The sequence below is a fragment of the Ureibacillus sp. FSL K6-0786 genome, assembly GCF_037965165.1.
GTDB classification, from domain to species: domain Bacteria; phylum Bacillota; class Bacilli; order Bacillales_A; family Planococcaceae; genus Ureibacillus; species Ureibacillus thermosphaericus.
In genome coordinates this window covers 2,827,156-2,845,509 of sequence record NZ_CP150191.1, presented here as the reverse complement: position 1 = coordinate 2,845,509, position 18,354 = coordinate 2,827,156, and the positions used below count along the sequence as shown (strand labels likewise).

Annotated in this window: 19 protein-coding genes; 3 read left to right on the top strand and 16 right to left on the bottom strand. The window is 35.2% G+C overall.

Going from position 1 to position 18,354, the window contains the following annotated elements; translation table 11 throughout:
* Window positions 1–79: 79 nt before the first annotated feature.
* The 7 genes from NSQ18_RS14040 to NSQ18_RS14010 all read right to left on the bottom strand — a co-directional run bounded on the left by NSQ18_RS14040 (window position 80) and on the right by NSQ18_RS14010 (window position 6,346).
* On the bottom strand, window positions 80–493 hold the full coding sequence (locus tag NSQ18_RS14040) for a bifunctional adenosylcobinamide kinase/adenosylcobinamide-phosphate guanylyltransferase (protein ID WP_016838987.1): 414 nt from the start codon (window positions 491–493) through the stop codon (window positions 80–82).
* Window positions 445–1,041, bottom strand: coding sequence for a histidine phosphatase family protein (locus tag NSQ18_RS14035; protein WP_016838988.1), 597 nt, complete (start codon window positions 1,039–1,041; stop codon window positions 445–447). The genes NSQ18_RS14040 and NSQ18_RS14035 overlap by 49 nt, the downstream gene beginning before the upstream one ends.
* Window positions 1,014–1,787: an adenosylcobinamide-GDP ribazoletransferase gene (cobS, locus tag NSQ18_RS14030; protein WP_016838989.1), complete on the bottom strand. Its 774-nt coding sequence runs from the start codon at window positions 1,785–1,787 to the stop codon at window positions 1,014–1,016. The genes NSQ18_RS14035 and cobS overlap by 28 nt, the downstream gene beginning before the upstream one ends.
* An 11-nt stretch (window positions 1,788–1,798) precedes the next feature.
* A complete protein-coding gene (locus tag NSQ18_RS14025; protein WP_339288415.1) occupies window positions 1,799–2,353 on the bottom strand; it encodes a bifunctional adenosylcobinamide kinase/adenosylcobinamide-phosphate guanylyltransferase in 555 nt (184 codons plus the stop codon).
* Between the two features lie 98 nt (window positions 2,354–2,451).
* Window positions 2,452–3,654, bottom strand: a complete 1,203-nt coding sequence (locus NSQ18_RS14020) for a Ger(x)C family spore germination protein (RefSeq protein WP_339288413.1) — start codon at window positions 3,652–3,654, stop codon at window positions 2,452–2,454.
* Entirely contained in the window at window positions 3,651–4,745 is a 1,095-nt protein-coding gene (locus NSQ18_RS14015) for an endospore germination permease (protein WP_339288412.1), read from the bottom strand. The genes NSQ18_RS14020 and NSQ18_RS14015 overlap by 4 nt, the downstream gene beginning before the upstream one ends.
* Window positions 4,742–6,346, bottom strand: coding sequence for a spore germination protein (locus tag NSQ18_RS14010; RefSeq protein WP_339288411.1), 1,605 nt, complete (start codon window positions 6,344–6,346; stop codon window positions 4,742–4,744). The genes NSQ18_RS14015 and NSQ18_RS14010 overlap by 4 nt, the downstream gene beginning before the upstream one ends.
* Window positions 6,347–6,537: 191 nt before the next feature.
* Here NSQ18_RS14010 and NSQ18_RS14005 point away from each other — a divergent pair, with 191 nt between their 5' ends.
* Window positions 6,538–7,935, top strand: a complete 1,398-nt coding sequence (locus tag NSQ18_RS14005; protein ID WP_339289694.1) for an MDR family MFS transporter — start codon at window positions 6,538–6,540, stop codon at window positions 7,933–7,935.
* A 96-nt stretch (window positions 7,936–8,031) separates the two neighbouring features.
* Here NSQ18_RS14005 and NSQ18_RS14000 read toward each other — a convergent pair whose 3' ends face one another.
* The 4 genes from NSQ18_RS14000 to NSQ18_RS13985 all read right to left on the bottom strand — a co-directional run bounded on the left by NSQ18_RS14000 (window position 8,032) and on the right by NSQ18_RS13985 (window position 11,120).
* The gene (locus NSQ18_RS14000) at window positions 8,032–8,967 is read right to left on the bottom strand and encodes an ABC transporter substrate-binding protein (protein WP_016838995.1); all 936 of its coding nucleotides are present in this window, start codon (window positions 8,965–8,967) and stop codon (window positions 8,032–8,034) included.
* A gap of 134 nt (window positions 8,968–9,101) precedes the next feature.
* Entirely contained in the window at window positions 9,102–9,515 is a 414-nt protein-coding gene (locus tag NSQ18_RS13995; RefSeq protein ID WP_016838996.1) for a Fur family transcriptional regulator, read from the bottom strand.
* Window positions 9,516–9,530: 15 nt separating this feature from the next.
* Window positions 9,531–10,367, bottom strand: a complete 837-nt coding sequence (locus NSQ18_RS13990; protein ID WP_096551186.1) for a metal ABC transporter permease — start codon at window positions 10,365–10,367, stop codon at window positions 9,531–9,533.
* Between the two features lie 12 nt (window positions 10,368–10,379).
* On the bottom strand, window positions 10,380–11,120 hold the full coding sequence (locus tag NSQ18_RS13985; RefSeq protein ID WP_016838998.1) for a metal ABC transporter ATP-binding protein: 741 nt from the start codon (window positions 11,118–11,120) through the stop codon (window positions 10,380–10,382).
* Window positions 11,121–11,230: 110 nt separating this feature from the next.
* Here NSQ18_RS13985 and NSQ18_RS13980 point away from each other — a divergent pair, with 110 nt between their 5' ends.
* Entirely contained in the window at window positions 11,231–11,479 is a 249-nt protein-coding gene (locus NSQ18_RS13980) for a hypothetical protein (protein WP_339288409.1), read from the top strand.
* 130 nt (window positions 11,480–11,609) lie between these two features.
* Here NSQ18_RS13980 and dacB read toward each other — a convergent pair whose 3' ends face one another.
* The 3 genes from dacB to NSQ18_RS13965 form a co-directional block, all read right to left on the bottom strand.
* Window positions 11,610–13,037 carry a D-alanyl-D-alanine carboxypeptidase/D-alanyl-D-alanine-endopeptidase gene (dacB, locus tag NSQ18_RS13975; protein WP_339288407.1) on the bottom strand — a complete coding sequence of 476 codons (1,428 nt, stop codon included), beginning with the start codon at window positions 13,035–13,037 and terminating at the stop codon, window positions 11,610–11,612.
* A 112-nt stretch (window positions 13,038–13,149) separates the two neighbouring features.
* Complete coding sequence (locus NSQ18_RS13970; protein ID WP_339288405.1) at window positions 13,150–14,037, bottom strand: deoxyribonuclease IV; 888 nt, start codon at window positions 14,035–14,037, stop codon at window positions 13,150–13,152.
* 16 nt (window positions 14,038–14,053) lie between these two features.
* Window positions 14,054–15,346: a DEAD/DEAH box helicase gene (locus NSQ18_RS13965; protein ID WP_016839002.1), complete on the bottom strand. Its 1,293-nt coding sequence runs from the start codon at window positions 15,344–15,346 to the stop codon at window positions 14,054–14,056.
* A 272-nt stretch (window positions 15,347–15,618) separates the two neighbouring features.
* Here NSQ18_RS13965 and NSQ18_RS13960 point away from each other — a divergent pair, with 272 nt between their 5' ends.
* Window positions 15,619–16,287: a hypothetical protein gene (locus NSQ18_RS13960; protein ID WP_339288403.1), complete on the top strand. Its 669-nt coding sequence runs from the start codon at window positions 15,619–15,621 to the stop codon at window positions 16,285–16,287.
* A 363-nt stretch (window positions 16,288–16,650) separates the two neighbouring features.
* On the opposite strand, the gene NSQ18_RS13955 is transcribed toward NSQ18_RS13960, so the two are convergent.
* Window positions 16,651–17,622 carry a 4-hydroxy-3-methylbut-2-enyl diphosphate reductase gene (locus tag NSQ18_RS13955; RefSeq protein ID WP_168412319.1) on the bottom strand — a complete coding sequence of 324 codons (972 nt, stop codon included), beginning with the start codon at window positions 17,620–17,622 and terminating at the stop codon, window positions 16,651–16,653.
* A gap of 66 nt (window positions 17,623–17,688) precedes the next feature.
* The gene (gene vrrA / locus NSQ18_RS13950; RefSeq protein ID WP_016839005.1) at window positions 17,689–18,135 is read right to left on the bottom strand and encodes a VrrA/YqfQ family protein; all 447 of its coding nucleotides are present in this window, start codon (window positions 18,133–18,135) and stop codon (window positions 17,689–17,691) included.
* Between the last annotated feature and the right edge of the window lie 219 nt (window positions 18,136–18,354).

Genomic DNA, 18,354 nt, shown 5'->3' with positions numbered 1-18,354 from the left:
TAATTACAAGCTTATTTGGTAAATGATACAGTATCTACTAAAATCATTCACTCGATACGTAGAACTTAAGAACGGTTGGTTAATTTTCCTCTTTTAATATCTCAGGAATACCATACCAAACGCGAATGACTTTCTCACTTTTCTCAAAAAGTTGTTGATACAATCTACCACAAGTATCTCTCAAATGACGATCCTCTTTTGAAAGCGGCACTATTCCACGTCCGATATCCGTACAAATACAAATTAGGTTTGTCTTATAATCTAAATTCATTAATTTCCCCATTATTTGTGATACGATTTCATCTTCCGATAAATCCGGGACGAGCAAAATCATTTTTTCAAAACTACCTATAATAACGTATTCATCTTTTGTAAAAGGGCCTTCCGGTATTTCGCCTTCATAAAAATAACAGCGATTCGCACCTATTTCTTTTAACATGTTACTTACAAATTTTCGTTTACCATTATAGGCGCCTCCAATAACTGATTGCATTCTCTTCCCCCTTTCAAAGATTCAATATCGTCCCAACATAGGGTATAAATCATCCGATGCTGTGCAATAACATCTTGAAAACTTTTCTCTTTTTGAAATTTCGATAGGATAACACGAATGACACCACCGTGGACGACAAACACATATTCTCCACCACAGCTCACGATTTGATGAAAACAATTTAAAATCCGTTCTTTAAACGAAACAAAAGATTCACCATTTGGTGGCGCAGCTTTCTCTGGTGAATCAATCCACTGCCGATACGCTGGATTATCTTTTAATTCATCATAAGTTTTCATTTCAAAATCTCCAAAATGTAATTCCCTTAATTGAAAAAAAGGATGGTATTTTGCCTCGGGGAAATAAAGTTGCGCTGTTTCTATGCAGCGCTTTAAGTCACTGCCAAATACATCCTTAGTATGAATCGGTACTTGACAATTTGCTGTTTGTATGTATATCGATTCATTCGTCCATCCAATATATTTTCGCTCTAAATTCGCTTTCGTTTTTTCATGCCGAATTAAATGAACAGTAACAGCATTCCCCATAATGCCAATTCCATCCCTTCATATAAAGCACCTAGCAAGTCTCCCGTCATTCCGCCAAAATGGCGATATGTCCAATGCCGATAAATCCAAGTCATCACAAACATGCTAAATGTTAAAACAAATAGTTTATATTCATTTAACACAAAACCTGTTATGAGGATAATGAATATATAACACGCAATATAAATCCATAACGATTTTGCCTTCACATGTTTTTTAAAGTAGGCTGCCAATCCAGATTCCTTCACATTTACTGACAGATTGAAATAAATCAATATTGCTAATCGACATAAGACAGGTAAGATGATAAAAAATAAATAAAAGTTTGTTGGACGCTGATGTAAATACTCATAAAATATGCCGATTTTCAGTAGAACAATGAGCACTAGATTGATAGCACCAAAAGCTCCAATACGGGAATCGCTTAATATTTCTAGTCGTTTTTCTTTATCTCTATAAGAAAAATAAGCATCGCTTAAATCTATCCAACCATCGAGATGCAACCCACCCGTCATCATAATATTGATAATGACAATGATTATTGCTAAGAAAAGTGTAGTAAAATGAAAATAAACATCATTCAGTAGAATGACAAGTACAACGATTACCCCCATAAAGAAGCTAATGAAAGGCATTGTGCCAAACATAGCTGTAACAGTTTTATTATTCATTGGAAGTGTCTTACGAATGGGGAAAGAAGTAAAAAATTGAAGAGATAATAATAACCCTGCAATAATATTTTTCACAAAAACACCGCCTATTTTCTGCGTACGCTAATACCATAATCCAACTCATATGCTTCATCACAAATGGAGACAATCCATTGATGAAGAGTTCCGAGGAGTTTTCGATATAGTTGGACTTCTTTGAATGAAGATGGTACTTCATCAAGCACTTCATTTGAAACAATTAAGATGATAACACCATTTTCTTTCCATTGCGTTATTGCCTGTTGAAACTGATGCATCCAATGATAGATTGTATGTAATCGGTCTTCTTTTAAATGTTCGGTCTTGTATAAAATATTGTTCAGCCAAGTTGTTATACAATCCCATAATACAATGTCATTCTCTTGAAACCTTTGTACAGGCAAGTCATCAATTACGTCTATTGTATACCATGGCTTTTTCGAGCGTTCTCGATCCTTTTGATGTCGAACTATTCGACTTTTCATTTCTTCATCGAAGGGGACACCGGAAGCTAAATAATAGAGGCCTTTTTGGTTTTGGTCGAAAAACTTGACAGCCACACTTTCTGCAAAGGAACTTTTACCACTTCGAACCCCGCCTGTAATAAAAATGATTTTTCCCATTCTCTTCCCTCCTCTAATCTATTTTCCCCCAAAAATTAGAGCTGTCCAAAATGAGTATATCATTTTATGGACAGCCTGCGAAAAATATATTTTATTTATCATTTCCATTCCATTCCGACACGCAAAATCTTATAATCCATTTTGACTTGAATATCCATCTCTTTATAAATTTCACGCCAAGCAGCTTCTGTTTTTACATTTTCTTCCCAATATTTCGGATGATATGCACGCACCCTTGCACCAATTGCAAGTATATCCGATTCATCTTGCTGCAATTTTTTCACTAGACTATTTAAGGCTTTTCCTCCCAACTCAGATGCTGATTTTTCAAGTTCTTGCAATTTTTCTTTACTTAAATCATTCGTATAAAGTTGTTCTTCAACAAAACCTTCTACTTTGACATCGATCAATACTTTCGGTTTTCCGTCTTGAATTTCTACTGAGATTTTTGAAATTCTTTTGAATGGCTTTACAAGATAAACCCCTTTTTTATCACCAGGTACAATTACATTAGAATAACCAGCAGGATTTATTCCCTGCATCGCTAAAATAGCTCCTGTTTCCGTTGGCGTTAACGTACCAACCATTTGATAATCTTTAAAATAAACGAGTCCGTCAACCAAAATATGATCTCCCATCGGCTTTGCAAGAGGAATGATTGCATCCACACCTTCATCAGAAAAATCAATCCACACTTTCCCTAAATACTCTTTCGGTAACTTTCCGAACTTTACAGCATCTCTTAACGTATTAGCTAAATATAAAGAAGGGACTGTTTGAATGGGTGGTGTAGCATTTAATATTTCTAGTGCTTCCCCTTCCGTAACCATAATCCACGCAGTTCTTCTTACTTCAAAATCTCTTTTTAAAAAATCCATAATATCTTCAAGACCTTTTTTTGCAATTTTGTCACTGACAACAATCAATTGAATATGTCCTAAATAAATTTTTTCTGCAAGTTCTTGTTGTAAATTGGATAATACATCCTTCATTGAATATCCATATGTTACTAACAGCCAATCAGTCTCTGCGGAATTTGTATCTCCTCCTTCGGGTCCAAGCATAATTTTTCCTGGTACTGCTAATTGGGCTGCCACTTTATAAATGATTTTTTCCTCTGCTGGAAACTCTCCTTTCGAATGGGTGACTTCAGGCATTTCAATGTCTTCACCTTCTTCAGCAATATCAATCGATAAAGCTAAAATATTTGCCCTTTCTTCAAGTTCATAACGATCCCAACAACCACTTAACAAAAAGACAGCAATCAGAACAAAAGCGAATTTTAATTGAAACCTTTTCATTGCACTCCCGTCCTTTTTCGAAAATGGCCAATGATTAATAAACAAACTGGGAGTATAATAAATAGAAATAGACCAACAAAAGTAATTTTTGAAGCATATTCATATATTTCATAAACATTATTTGGAATTAACGCAAAAACAAAAATTACCGGAATCATGAGCACTGTAATGAAACTATATTTATCTGTACGAAATAACTCTGCAGTGCCACGTACAATCACGAAGTAATATGAAAGCAATGTCGTAAATACAGCAAAAATCCAAGTAATTAAAATAATGGCGTCGATTCGTGATAAAACTTCTCCGGGTATTTGGATAATTCGACTAAGGGATAAAATAGGCGAATACATTTCTTGTAATTCCTTAGCACCAAATACCCCTAGAGAAACCACAATGCAATAAAGAATGGCTAATGCTCCTAAAAAGAATCCCCAAATTCCATTTTTAACACAATTTTCGTAATCCTTTATATACGGTATCAACATGGCAATAACAAAATAATTCGTTATGACCTGCGTCATGATGATGGCCCCAGACAAAAACTGTTTCACCGATAAATTATGGCCTAAAATCGGCAGTAAATGATAGATTTCAATATCTTCTAGGGCAAACAAAAAGAAAAACATTGGAATTAATAAAAATGGTAAATAAAAAAAGTGAATATAGGTGAAGGTAGAAACATTGCTATAACCGACTAAAGCACAAATTATAATCATGATAAGAATGGAAATTTCAATGGGTGTATTGGGCAAAAGCCCAGTTGCTAATACTTCCGCAAACTGTCTTACTTCAAGACCCATAATGACAATAAACACAATGACAATCATGTAATTAAATAAATTTCCAAAATATTTTCCTAACAATAGTCGATTACATCCAATGATTGTATGTTCTCGAAACTTCCTTGCTAATAGGGTAATAGCAATCACACTAATTAACGAGATGAGTATTCCAACGATACTTGCAAGAATGGCTGCTTCTCCTACTTCAGCAGCAATGAATCGAGGTAATCCCAATAAAGATACACCGATGATTGTACTTGCAATTATGACAGCTAATTGAATCGAACTGATGGAATCTGTATGTTTCATAATTTTTCCCTTTCTTCTTCATCAAGGAAATTGTAATTCGTATAATCCTTTTCCGTTACTCCCACACGAACTGTATTCTTTGGATGAATGTTGGATGGACGTCTTTTTAATTTATGGAATGGAGCTCGAATAATGCTATCTTTTAAAGCTTTTAAATTTAATGGTGCATATGGATCCATATATGGAACACCAAAGGAGCGCAAAGAAAGCATATGATTCACGACAATCATAAGCCCTGCCGCAAGTCCTAATAAACCTAGAGTACCTGCTAAAATGATTAGCAAAAATCGTAACATGCGGAAAGTATTGGCTGCATTATAAGATGGAACAGCAAAGGACCCAATCGTGGACATCCCAATAATAACCACAGTAATTGGACTAACAAATCCCGCTTGGACAGCAGCCTGACCAACAACTAGTACCCCGACAATCGATAAGGCTCCACCTACTTGTTGCGGCATTCGAACACTTGCTTCTCTCAACACTTCCATCGCCAATTCCATTAAAAATACTTCAATAACAACCGGGAATGGAATACTGTGTCGACCGCTAGTTGCTGCCACAACATACTTTGCAGGTATCAATTCCGGATGAAAAGAAATGACGGTTACGTATAAAGAAGAAAAGGTCAATGAAAAAACAAGTGCTATGATTCGGAAAAATCGTACAAATGAAGCGATAATCCAATGCTCATTATAATCTTCCGTTGTATGATAAAACTGATTAAAAGTTGCAGGCGCAATTAATGCAGATGGACTGCCATCCATTAATACAGCAATGCGACCTTCCAGAAGATTCCCAACCACTTTACTCGGTCTTTCTGTATTGATGAGCTGAGGGAAAGGAGATGTTGGATTATCCTCGAGAAACTGTTCAACATAACCTGAATCTAAAACCCCATCAATTTTAATTGCATCAATTCTCTTCTGAACTTCTGTCACTAATGTGGGATTTACAACATCCTCAATATAACAGACAGCGAGTTTTGTTTTTGTACGAGTACCAACTTCCGTTTCTTCTACACGGAATTCAGGAATGGGAAGGCGATATCGAAGCAATGCAACATTGATAGGCAATTGTTCAATAAATCCATCTCTCGGTCCTCGTACAACCCGCTCCGTATCCGGCTCCTCTATACTTCTTTTTTCTTTTTCAATTGCATCGATTTCCAATGCTTCTTGAATACCATCAATAAAGACAATCGCTTTTCCTTGAACAATGGCGCTGATAATTTTCGGTATGTCTTTAATCGCTTTCACATCATTAAAAAAGAGTATATTCTCAATAATATATTGGGGTAAAATTATATTTTTTTCTTCATCCATCTCATGATCTTGAAGGGGTTTAATAACATCGTTATTAATGATGTCTTTATTGGCTAATGAATTAAGATAAATAATTGTAGATTGTGTTTCGTGAAATAATTTAAATGTCCGAACAGAGAAATCCATATCTTTTTGAAATATTTCTTTAAAAATTTGTACATTTTCTTCAAGACGATTTGTGATTTGTTTGTCTTTGTATTTATTGACAATATGACTTTCTGGAAATATTGGGGTTCTGTCTACATAATGATTGCTTTTCTTAAAGAACGGTGACAAGCTGAATCACCTTCCTATTCTTTCATCATTTGCTGTTATTATGGCTCAAAATAGAAATAACATACATCTTTTCTTCATCCACTTAGTTATTGTTCAATTCTTTCTTTGCTTGATTTCTTTACCAACATATTTTAAGCTTTTCTTATTACAAAATCCCTTTCATTAAAAGGAGTATTACCGCTTTGGATACTATGAATCATGTTTCATATAATCGTAGTTTAATTGTCAGCATTTTACTTGCAGCATCCTTTGTTTCTTTACTTAATCAAACATTGTTAATTGTTGCTTTACCGTCTATTATGAATGAATTCTCAATCAGCCCAACCGAAGCTCAATGGGTGACAACGGGATTTATGTTAGCAAACGGAATTATGATTCCTATTACTGCATTCTTAATCGAAAAATTTAGTAGTAAATCTTTACTAATTACCGCCATTAGTATTTTTGGACTAGGTACACTTCTCGGTGCTATTACACCACACTTTTGGCTATTGATTGTTGCTCGCATCGTGCAAGCGATTGGTGCGGGGATGTTAATGCCATTAATGCAAACAGTCATTTTTTCAATTTTCCCCGTGGAAAGACGAGGTACTGCAATGGGGATGAGCGGTTTAGTGATAGGTTTTGCTCCAGCCATTGGACCAACTCTTGCAGGGTGGATCATTGATCACTTTTCATGGAGATCATTATTTTATACAGTCTTGCCATTTACACTAGTGGTCCTGGTATTAGCAATCTTTTTAATGAAAAATGTGACGGAACAAAAGGAAAGAAAGCTCGACATATTGTCCGTCATATTATCTTCCATTGGATGGGGAGGTATACTTTACGCATCGAGTTTAGTAGGTACGTATGGATGGGGTAGTTTAAATGTCATCTCATCTCTAATAATTGGAGCATTAGCTTTAGTATTCTTCATTCGAAGACAGTTTAAGTTAAAGCAGCCTATGTTGAATTTTAGCGTGTTTCAGTCAAAAGAATTTACACTCACCACAATCCTATCAATTGTTGTATTTGGGTTGTTAATCGGTATTGAAACAATCTTACCGATTTATGTGCAAAATGTTCAACAAGGTTCTGCACTTACTTCGGGGGCAATGCTTCTTCCGGGGGCGATTATCACTGGAGCAATGTCGCCAATTTCAGGGAAATTATTTGACAGATTCGGGGCAAAAGGATTATCCATCGTCGGTTTTGGATTTACGGTTCTTTCGGCCATTTTATATACCTTCATCAACCAAGATACATCCGTTATCGTCATTACTGTCATATTTTCCATTCAAATGCTTGGCATGTCATTACTAATGATGCCATTAATGACTGCTGGAATTAATGCATTGCCACAATCATTAATTGCCCATGGAACAGCCATGCATAATACCATTCGAACAGTTGGTGCTTCAATTTTCACTGCACTCTTGGTTTCGGTGATGAGTTTGGGTAAATCGCAACAGATAGCAAATAGCGATGAAATCTTTCAAGGAATTAAACTCGCATTTCTAGTGGCACTCATTTTTGCTTTTGTCGGACTTCTTCTATCTTTCTTCTTATCAAAAAAGAAAAAAACTCCGATGGAAAGTGTGAATTAAATTATAAAGGCTATGCCCTAAAAAAGTAAACGAGCGAATTGGAAACAATTTCTCCATTCGCTCGTTTTTGCACAAATTGGGATAAAGCCCTGCCTTTTAATCTTCAAATAATTCTGGGTAAATAGCCCGAGCAATTATTTCTGTTGCTTCTGCAATTCGTGGACCTGGTCTATCCAAAATATCTGGGTTTAATACATATACTTCATTATTTAAAACAGCAAGTACAGATTCCCAGCCTTTTCGAGATTTAATTTCTCCAGTTGGATCATCAGAAAAATTGACCGTTGTAATAATAGCTTCTGGATTTCGATTAATAATATCTTCCTCAGAAACTGAGAACCATCCTTGTTGATCCGCATATATATTTTCAACACCCGCTGCTTCTATTAACTCCTGTTGAAACGTACCTGATCCGATAGACCAAATATCAGGAGCTGGTGCAATTTCAAAATATACTTTCTTTTTCTGTTCAATTGAAGCTGTTTTTTCTTTAATTACTGCAAACTGTTCCTTTATTTTTTCTACTAATTCATTCCCTTTTTCTTCAACACCCATGACTTGAGCAATTTGCTGAATGTCTCCATATACATCATCAATGGAGTTTGCTGGCTTGATTACAAATACTTTCAAACCAATGCTTTCTAATTGTTCCAATTGTTCCTCTCCACCAGTGATATAAGCAAATATGACATCAGGATTTAACTCAACTACTCTCTCCACATTGACAGTCGTAATATCGGAAACTTTTTCAACATGTTGTACTTCTTCTGGCCACTTATCATACTCTGTAACACCGATAACTTTATCACCAACACCTAATTCATATAAAATTTCTGTATTGCTCGGCTGTAATGATACGACCGTTTCAGGTACTTGTTCGAAAGCAATTTCTACCCCCCGGTCATCAACAACTGTATATAAATAATCTGATTTATGTAGATCTGTTTCCTGTGAAGTTCCATTTTCTTTATTGTTGCCACAGCCTGCTAGTATCACGATTAATAATACAGTTAAGAACCAAATACGCTTCAATTCTTTTCCCTCGTTTCAATTTGCTTTTCTCTTTATACTTTTTCAACTAAAACTTCCTTCTCAAATCATTTCGGTGTATTACCATAAAAAATATTTTTTTCTGGAGTGACAGTATCGCCTTTCAAGCTTAAACATTATCCGTTACATTGTGGACATTTCCCATAGATTTCAAATTTATGGGATTCGATTGTATATCCAGGAAGCATTGCTTCCAACTTTTCTATTGGACATAACGAAACTTCCTTCACATTTCCGCATTCCATGCATATAAAATGATGGTGATGATGATCGATTTCGCAATGCATTCGGAAATTTCTCTCTCCATTGAATTCCGTTTCTTCTAATATACCTAATTCAACAAATGTTGCTAGATTACGATAAATGGTATCATAACTCATTCCAGGATAGTCTTTTTTTAATACTTCCAATAAATCACGAGCTGTTAAATACTTATCTGTTTCCTCAAACATTGATAATATTAGCTCACGTTTATCTGTTTTTTTATATCCATGGGCTTTTAATATTTCCCACGCTCGTGTCCGATTCACAGCTGTGACTCCCTTCTAATCAAATTTAAACCATTTCTTGAATAAGATTACTACCACTAAAATGATGATCGATGTTATGACAATTGTTCCACCTGGTGCAAGATTTAAGTAAAACGCCAATATTAAACCAATAATAACCGCTAATTCGCCAAATAAAACAGAATATATTATCGTCGCCTTAAAGCCTTTCGACAATCGCATGGCGCTGGCAACTGGCAACGTAATTAATGATGAAACGAGCAATATTCCTACAATCCTCATACTAGCAGCAATCGTCAATGCAACAACGAGCATAAATAATAGGTGAATCATTTTTGATGGAAGCCCTGATGCATTCGCATATTCTTCATCAAAGGATAAGACAAATAACTCTTTAAAAAATAAAGCTAAAAATAGGATTACAATAATCGCAATCGTAATCACAACAAATAAATCTTGCCTTGAAACAGCAGAAACAGTACCAAAAAGATACCCCATCACATCGGTACTAAAACCTTTTGCTAAAGAAATAAATATAGCACTTAATCCAATTCCACAAGACATAATGATTGGAATGGCTAATTCCTCATAATGTTTATATATAGCCCTTAACCGTTCAATCAAAATGGAACCAAGTACACTAGCCGCAATTCCAAAATAAATAGGATGAATAAAAAAGAAAGCAGCGATATTTTGACTTAAAAATAACCCTCCTGTGATTCCGGCTAATGTTACGTGGGACAGTGCGTCGGCAATTAAAGACATTCTACGAACAACTATAAATACTCCAAGTAATGGAGCTATGAAACCAATTATAATTCCAGAGATGAAGGCATTTTGTAAAAATTCATAGTTGAGTAATGCTTCGATCATAGCCCTCTCTCCTTACATCGCCCGTACGGAATGACCGTACCACTTATAAATTTGTTCTTTTGAAATTTGATTGTATTGTTCGATGTCTCCGTAAAATAGAATTCTCCCATTTAAAAAAGCAACATGGCTGATTTGATTGGAGGGTGTTTCAATGTCGTGCGTCACTAAAATAATGGTTAAATTATGTTTCTTATTTAATTCACCTAACATATCATAAAATGATTGTACGTTTTTCATATCAATTCCAACAGTTGGTTCATCTAATACGAGTAATTTTGGTTCAGAAATTAATGCTCTAGCAATGAATACTCTTTGTTGTTGGCCACCGGATAATTCTCCGATATTACGATTGATAAATTTATCCATTCCTACAGCGCTTAACGCATCATTTACTCTTTTAATCGTATCTTTTGGGAGTTTTTTAAATAAACCAACTTTTTTCGTTAATCCGCTTTGCACAACTTCTTTCACCGTTGCAGGAAAGGCAGAATTGAAGGCATTTGATTTTTGCGAAACATATCCAATCCATTCACGGTGTTGGAATGAAGTGAATGGTTCACCAAAAAGTTTTATTTCACCTTTAGGTTTCAATAATCCTAAAATGATTTTCAGTAAAGTAGATTTACCAGAACCATTCGGTCCGACAATCGCTAAAAAATCCCCTTCATTCACATTAAAAGAAATATCATCTAATACAAGTCTCGAATTATATTTAAATGAAACATTCTGTAATTCCACAAAAGTTTTTTTCATCATTTCTCTTCTTTCTAATTCATAATCATTACGATTTACATTTTGTTAGTATAAGGGATTTAATTTTCTTTGTAAAGGTTTCTTGCTTGATGAACGGAAAGGATGATGTTATGAATGCGATTGAATTTTGGGAATCCCTAATTTCGAAATCCGATAAAGAAATTCGGAAATTGGCGAAACAATATGGTGTGGATTTAACGATTGAGGAAATCCAACAGCTTCGTCCACTAGCCCAACAAGCAAACATCACCTGGCTTATTACAGGCATTCCTGAGAATGTGTTAAAACAAGCCGAGCAGATTTTAGGTTCTAAGAAGTATAAAAAATATAAAAAAATGCTTGATGATTTAAGAAATTAAATTTCCCTCAAGAAGCACTTAAAAAACGATGAGTTAGTTCAAAAAAGATACTAATGGCAATCGTGAACGAATGTAGGCTGTTTAGAAAGTTTTTCCTTCCTAGACAGCCTATTTTTTCTTAAATGTTTGTTTAGTATTGTTCAATAATCGATTCCACAACTTTGTCAATGTCTTTTATTTTGTTAGTTGTTTGATATTGCGTCATGATTGCAAATGCATACATTTTCCCACTATTAGCCTTTACATATCCTGCTAACGTATATACACCAGTAATGTGGCCAGTTTTGGCAAATACTCGATTTTTCAAATGTTCACCTAAATATCTTTCTCTTAACGATCCCCCGATTTGTCGATTCGTGTCTCCTCCCACAGGCAAACTGCTAAAAAAGATCGGGAAAAAAGGTTCTTCTTGAACTTTTACTAATAAGTTCGTTAACTCATTAGCAGTTGTACGGTTATAATGTGAAATTCCTGAACCATCTTCAAACTTCCACTGTTCCATTTTTAATCCTAAATCTTTGCCATATTGTTGAATGACCTTTAATCCATTTTCAAAATTTCCATTTCCATATACTTTTTGTCCCATTGTCTTTACTAAAATATCCGCAATGCTATTATTGCTTAATTTCAAGAATGTATGGTTGATATATTTCAGAGGGGGGGATTGTTTTCTATAAATCAACGTTGCATTTTTAGGTACAGATTTTCGAACAACAGATGTTTCATAAAATGCAATCCCTTCTTCCTCCAACGTGATTTTGAGAGCCTCGAGCGTGTTGAGCGTTGGGTCATATAATGTCACCCAATCTTTATGAGATGCCCCTAACGGAATATTTCCTGAAATTACTACCTCATTTGAATGATATTTACGAATGATTTCGATAGTATTTTTGTTATTCGAAGGAACCGTCATTGCGTAGTTCAATAAAATCATCCCACTATCATTCGGTTCCGTTTGTATGATTGGTTTATTTCCAATGGAAGTAGGGATTACATGAACAATGAGCGTTCCTGCATCGTAATCTCCATCCGGTGACATCGTTAATGCGCTTATTCTTGATGCGTAATAAAAACTTTCATCTTCTTTTGAAACGCCAGGAGAGAGTGCTTCACCATTAAAATAAAAATCATCGCCATATAAATTGCCTCTTACCGAATAAATTCCTAACAACTTTAATATATCTGCAATTTGAAAAAAATGTTTCTTTTGAAAAGTAGGATCACCTTTTCCTTTTACATAAAGATTACCTTGAAGTTCCCCGTTGTTTACTTTCCCATCAATATAAACTTCTGTTGCAAATTGATGCTGTTGTCCCAATACATGTAATGCACTAGCTGAAGTAAGCAATTTTAATGTGGACGCGGGTTTCATTCCAATATCCCCATTTTTCGTATATAATAGCTCTCCAGTTTCTAGATCGCGAATGGACACGCTGATATCCTTTGTACCTAAATGGTTTGGTATTTTTTCATGGAGTGACATCGCTTGACTTGGATGAAGATATTGGAAAAAGAAAAACACGATAACAATACATAATACACACTGTTTTTTCATCATGGCAGCCACCTTGAACCATTCTTTTATATTCTATTATGCTCGTATACGCCTTCTTTTATCGTCACCTTCACTTAAAATTTCCTTCATTAAAAAAAGGGACTTATTTCAGTCCCTAGTTGCGTAATGCTTTAATCCATTCCGGTTGAAATGTACTTGTTTTAAACATTTCAATTTCTTCTTTATATGGTGGCTTTTTATTTTTTGAATCTGTACCTACCCAAGGTGTTTCAAGTATTTTTGGGATTTCTTTAAATGCTTCGTGATGTACTATGTAATTTAATACATCAAAGCCGATATGGCCAAATCCAATATTTTCGTGGCGGTCTTTTCTTGCCCCTCTCTCATTTTTACTATCATTTATATGAACCACTTTAATGCGGTCTAGACCAATGATTTTATCGAATTGTTCTAGAACACCATCAAAATCTTCTACAATATTATAGCCTGCATCATGAGTATGGCATGTATCAAAACATACGGAGAGTCGCTCATTATTCGTAACCCCGTCGATAATCATCGCAATTTCTTCAAAGTTTTTGCCACATTCTGATCCTTTTCCAGCCATTGTTTCTAATGCAATTTGAACAGGAGAATCGACTGACAACACTTCATTTAATCCTTCAATAATTTTTTTAATCCCCTTTTCTTCCCCTGCTCCTACATGGGAACCCGGATGTAAAACAATTTGTGTTGCACCGATCGCTTCTGTGCGCTCAATTTCTTTTTGCAAAAATTCCACCCCTAAAGCAAACACTTCAGGTTTTACAGTATTTGCAATGTTAATGATGTACGGTGCGTGGACAACAATATTTGAGATACCGTGTTCTTTCATATGCTTTAATCCTGCTTCAATATTTAAATCTTCAATAGCTTTTCTTCTTGTGTTTTGGGGTGCCCCCGTATAAATCATAAAGGTCGTGGATCCATATGATACAGCTTCCTCACTAGCAGCAAGTAACATCTTCTTGCCGCTCATGGATACGTGCGATCCAATTAACATTCTCTTCCCCTCATTTCTAGCGATTTCTTTTTCTTCTTTCTCTCTTCTTAATCTGTTCCATTTTCATTTTCATTGCCTTTTTATAGCCCGGCTTTACTTTTTTCGGTTTGCGCACTAATGCTTTAGCGAGTTGGTCTAACTCGTTTTCCTGTTTCACTCGTTTTTTTCGAGCGTGCCGTTCTTTTAACTCAATCCATTCACCGTTTTTAACATCTTTCTGTTGGAATGGAATACCCATTTTTTCAATTCGGGCTAAATCATTTTCATCGTCCGGTCCATATAAGGTAATCGCTGTACCTTGAAGTCCAGCACGCGCTGTTCTACCTACACGATGGATGAAAAATTCTAAATCCTCAGGTATTTCATAATTAATAACATGAGAAACACCTTGTATATCAATACCTCGAGCAGCTAAATCTGTCGCTACGATATATTGATACTCTAAATCTCGAATTTGCTTCATCATCTTTTTACGCTCTCTAGGCGTTAAATCACCATGTATTTGTCCTGTACGTATGCCATTTTCCGCTAAAAAGTCTGCAACTTCCTCAGCAGTTTTTCGCGTATTGCAGAAGATGACACATAAAAATGGATTAATCGCCTCACAAACTTCTAGTAGTCGAGTCGTACGAGATTTAGAGCGAATCGGTACAAGGAAAAATTCGATTCCTTCCGCCACCGGTTTTCGATCGTTCATTTGAATGTGTACTGGGGATTCCATATATTTTTTGAGGAATGGTTGCAATTTAACAGGGATTGTAGCAGAGAACACATACATTTCTAAATCTTCAGGCATTCGAGCTGCAAATCCATCTATTTCTTCAATGAATCCCATATCGAAGGCTAAATCCGCTTCATCTACTACTAAAATAGATGCTTTGTGAACTAGTAAAACATTTTCCTTTACTAAATCATGAATTCTCCCAGGTGTTCCTACAACGATTTGCGGTTGATTTTTTAATTTTTCAATTGTTCGCTGCTTGTCCGTACCCCCAATTAATAATTTTGCGGAAATTTCAGTGCCTTCTATCAATTGCTTTAGATGTTCAAAAATTTGAGTCGCTAATTCCCTTGTTGGTGAAGTAATTACTGCTTGGACTTCTGTATTCTCTACATCTATTCTTTGAACGATCGGTAATAAAAACGCATGGGTTTTGCCTGTCCCTGTATGGGCTTGTCCAATCGCACTCTTCCCTTGCAATATTAACGGAATCATCTCTTTTTGGATGGGAGTTGGTTCTTTAAAGCCGAGCTTTTGAATAGCATCCATAATAAATGGTTTGAATTGAAAATCTGTAAAGTTCGACATTTTTCGTACCTCCTAACATGAATATTATTGTACCAAATACGCTTTCTAAAGAACAATAAACAACTTTCGTTCATCATGCTTTCAACAGCGATTATTAAATAGGAACAATTAAACTTTTTGTCTAACAAATGGAAGCAAATAATAATACATAATTTTTTCATTGTTGAAATATGTACCGATTGTTTAATTAAAATGGAATATTAATAATAATAAAAAAATATCATAAAGTAATACTTTTGTTCTTGATTGTAAATAGATAGGAGGGGCACCATATGCATCATTTAAATAATGAAGTTGTTTTCATTGAAATCATGGGCGGGAAAATATTTAACGGCTCCTTAATTGATTCAAGTGATGAAATTTTCGTGATCCACGTAAATAATCAATTTGTATATTTGCCAACTGACCATATATATACTTTGGAAAGGGATATTGATAATGAAAATAATATTCAATCCCCTTCAGAAATACCGCAATTTATTACAAAAGTCAATCAAGATTTGACGTTATTCAATATTCTTTCCATGGCAAAAGGACTGCACGTAGAATTAATGGTGACAAGAAATGAAGCACTACATGGCGTCATTACGTCTGTAATGGATGACTATTTTGTATTTCAGTCACCCATTTATAACACTATGTACATTCCAAATAAACATTTAAAATGGATAATACCTCATATTAAAAATGATCTTCCTTACGGCATCAGTGAAACCGAATTCTTATCCTTATCGAAAAATAAGTTTCCAACATTTAAAAAGCAATTTGCTGAACAAATTGCCGAATTAAAAGGTCAACTGGTTATTTTAAATTTAGGCAAAGATTTTTCTCATATCGGAAAAATTAATCATGTAGAGGGACGATTCATTGAAATGAAAGATGGAAAGTCAAATACTATATACTGCAATCTTTCACACATACAAGTTGTCAATCCTGTATAAAAAGTTAAGTAAACTTTCAATTATTCGCACTCATTTCACTTAAATCTTACATAATTCTTAACATTCTACTTAAACGATAATTATTATATGATAGATTATTCATTTTTCCCCTTCGGCTTATAAAACTAGCGATAAAATGAAAAAGGGGAAGTCTGAAAAGTTATTTTGAGACGCCCCCTTTGCGGCTGTCGCGATCGCTTTCGCCGCAGATAAATTGCGGCTGTCGCGATCGCTTTCGCCGCAGATAAATTGCGACGAGGAGGCACGTTTGATGTGACCACCGCAGGAGCAAAGTTTTTAAGAGAAGTTTACTATAAGAAGTAAGACTGTTCAGAAAGTGTTCGACTTTCTGAACAGCCCCTTTTACTCATTAGGAAGAATAACGTTAACAGGTTTTGGTTCTTTAATTTTTGGAAGTATTTTATCCAGTGTCACAGTACGCTTTATTTCATGAGTAGATGGATCATTTTTATCAAACTTCTCTAAAAATGATATGACTTCCTTCACAATAGGAGTTGGTGTCGAAGCACCTGCTGTAACAGCAACTTTTTCAATATCCATCAACCACTCGATTTTTAACTCTGATATATCAGCAATGCGGTAGGCTGGGGTACCTGCAATTTCTTCAGAAACTTGAGTTAAACGATTTGAATTGTTGGAACGAGGATCTCCTACTACAATAAGTAAATCCGCTTCTCCTGCTTGATTTGCTACCGCTTCTTGTCGTACTTGAGTAGCCATGCAAATCTCTTTATGCTCTTCCACATGGGGATATTTTTCTTTAATGTAATCCATTAAATCCTTAACATCCCATTGGCTCATAGTTGTTTGATTTGTCACTAGCAATTTATCATTTTGTAAATTTAGATTGTCAATATCTAGTTTATTTTCAACTAAATGAACGTGGTTCGGTGCAACTCCAATTGCTCCTTCAGGCTCTGGGTGATTCTTTTTCCCTATATAAATAATGTCATATCCTTGCTTAGACTTTTCACGGATTAATTCATGAGTGACTGTTACGTCTGGGCATGTAGCGTCAATTGCTACAAGTCCTTTTCTTTTCGCAATTTCTCTTATTTCAGGTGATACTCCATGAGCAGTGAAAATAACAGTCCCTTTATCCACTTTTTCAATGATTTCTTTTCGATTGCTTCCGTCAAGAGTGATAATCCCCTCTTTTTCAAAAGCATCCGTTACATGTTTATTATGAACAATCATTCCTAAAATGTAGATTGGTCTTGGCAATGATTTATCTAATGAAGCATTTCTTGCAATAACCATTGCATCAACTACACCATAGCAATAGCCTCGAGGATTTATTTTAATGACTTCCATCATGACAACTCCTTTTGTTGGTACATAACTTTATTATAACGGAGCTATGGTGTTATTACAAAGTTTCTATTCAAAATGATCGAACGGCGGTTGATAGATTTTTGGAATTGACGGTCTACTAATTTCTTCTTGTCTTAGATTTCTTTCATTTCTTCTTTCTTGTCTTGAATGATTTGACGGTGATATTTGTCTTTTTCCTTCCTCATTTGATTGTTTCCCTTGAGTTTGAGTTGGAAGCCCTTGAAACCCTTTATATAATTTCCATAGTGCAGGCAAATTCCGAAGCATCGGCGCTGCTTGTTGGATATAAGGTTGGAAACTTTGTGCTGTCGCTAAAAATCGATTAGCTGTTTCTAAAATGGAGTCCAATCTCGCTGTTCCTTTTGGTGGTTGAAAACCAGGTGGCATTGGTGGCGGATATGGTCCGGGTCTAAAGCCGTATTGAGGAGGTCTTGGTGCATAAAAATTAGGTCTTCCTGGAGGCATTTGGTTTGGAAAGTGATGTGGACGCATAGAAATCTCCTTTCTGTTTATTCCAAATGACGTAAGCTTTCTAAAAGCTATCATATGCAAATGCATTTTGAAAGGTACAGCAACAGGTAGTAGGCTATGCTGAAAAGTTGGTAAAATTCATGTCTTAGAATTTGGCAATTAATTTTCAAAATTTGACTATTATATTTAGTAGTTTGACTAATAACTGTTAAGTTTTGGCTATTATCTTACTTTTCAGAG